Below are 1,987 nucleotides of genomic sequence, written 5' to 3' on the forward strand. Positions count from 1 at the left end.
GACTGACCTTTGCCGCCATCGCCCGGCGGCTGCCGAGGCTGGAGGTGCGCAGCCTGGAACGGCAGGACGGCGTGATCGTGCGTGGCTTGGCGCGGCTCGATCTGGCGCTCTGATCCGGAAAATTCGCAGTCCGAGGGTGAGTTTTCGACTGGAACTGTGGCCGCTCGCTGGTTTCCACCTGTCCCTTCACCGGATCAGGCGATGGACGGGCGATGAACGAGCGGCGGCTGTTCCCCAACCCGTTGCTGCTGAGCCTGCTGCTGGGCCTGTACCTGGGCACAGGCAGCGCATCGGCCCAGCAGACCCTCGATGCCGCCCTGGTCGAGGCCTACCTGAGCAACCCGGACCTCGCCGCCGAGCGCGCCGCACTGCGCGCGACCGATTCGCGGGTGGCGCAGGCCCGCGCCGGCTATTACCCGAGCCTCACCGCGACCCTGCAGGGCCAGCTTACCCGCGGCAAGCAGACGAGCGCCTTCGAGTTCCCCTCCGCCCCCGGCTTCGACTTCACCCAGTACGAGGAGCTGCTGGAAACCCAGGACGCCGATGCCACCTTCGCCACGCTGGCGCTCAAGCAGAACCTGTGGGCCGGCGGCGGCACCCAAGCGCGGCTTGAGGGTGCAGAGCGTCGGGTGCGCGCCGGGCAGGCCAACCTTTTGTCCGTCGAGCAGAACGTGCTGCTGAACGCCGCCACGGCCTATGTCGCCACCTGGCGCGACCGGCTGCTGATCGGGGAGGCCCAGGCCAATCTCGACCGGCTGACGCGGCAGCTCGCGGCGACGGAGCGTCGCTTCGAGCTGGGCGAGGTCGCCCAGACCGACCTGATCCAGGCCCGCTCCCGCCTGGCCCGCGCCAGCGCCGACCGCGATCAGGCCCGCGCCGACTTGGCCCGCTCCGAGGCCATGTTCGAGCAGGTCATCGGCCCGCTCCCCGAGCGCCTTGCCGATCCCGCACCGATCGCGAACCTGCCGGACGATCTGGACACGGCCTATGCCCTGGCGGAGCTGAACCCGGACATCCGCCGCGCCGGCCTGGAAGTGGACGCCGCCCGCGCCGACACCGACGCCGCCTTTGCCGGCCTGCTGCCGAGCATCGACCTCGTGGGCCAGCTCAACTACGCCAACGACCCGAACCCGACCTTCTACGACCAGCAGAGCGCCCAGGTCGGCGTCACCCTGACCGTGCCCCTGTTCCAGGGCGGTGCCGCCGCGGCGCAGGTCCGCGAAACCAGGCACACGGTGCGCCAGCTCGAGAACCAGCGGCTAGCCGTGGGCCACCAGATCCGACGCGACATCCGCACCTACTGGACCGCGGTGGACGCGGCCAGCTCGGCGATCGGCGCCTACGAGATGGAAGCGGAAGCCAATGCGCTGGCGCTGCGCGGCGTGGAGCGCGAATCCAACCTCGGATTGCGCACCGTGCTGGACGTGCTGGACGCCCAGTACGACCTGTTCCGCTCCCGCTCCAACCTGGTCCGAGCCCGTGCTTCCGCCGTCACCGCCAGCTTCCAGCTCAAGGCGGCCCTGGGCCAGCTCACCGTCTCCTCCCTCGACCTCCCGGTCCAGCCCTACAACCCCGAGATCAACTACGAGATCGAGCGGGTCCGGCTGTTTGGCCTGGGCGGTGATTGAACGCACCTTCAGGCGGGGTCCAATTCCGAACGGGATGATCCTTCCAGGCGGCTGCTCATCAAACGGCAGATCGTCATGCGGCCGTGCCGTCCAAAGCAACCTCCCGTCTCGGTCCCGCAGTGGCCGAATAAACTACAGCTTGCGCAGCGAGTGTTCACAGACGAAGGTTCTCAGTCAACGCTGGACAGCAGGCGGCACTTTTTTGCGGGTGCACGACCGAAGGAACCGCACTTGCTCTGAAGTGATGTAGTGGCAGCGGTCACTAGCAGATTATAGTGCAAGTTGTAGCTTGGCCGGGCGTCTGCGCGGTCGCCCGATGCACTGACGGATCGGCACCACTGCCTCAGTCAGGGGCTCGA

At 68.3% G+C, this 1,987-nt stretch carries 1 protein-coding gene; it reads left to right on the forward strand.

Annotated features, from left to right (window positions below; all coding sequences use genetic code 11):
- Positions 1-212 precede the first annotated feature (212 nt).
- Positions 213-1,628: a TolC family outer membrane protein gene (locus tag EQG76_RS27905; protein WP_159718340.1), complete on the forward strand. Its 1,416-nt coding sequence runs from the start codon at positions 213-215 to the stop codon at positions 1,626-1,628.
- The last annotated feature ends 359 nt before the right edge of the window (positions 1,629-1,987 follow it).

The sequence above is a fragment of the Geminicoccus flavidas genome, from assembly GCF_009806515.1.
GTDB classification, from domain to species: Bacteria; Pseudomonadota; Alphaproteobacteria; order Geminicoccales; family Geminicoccaceae; genus Geminicoccus; species Geminicoccus flavidus.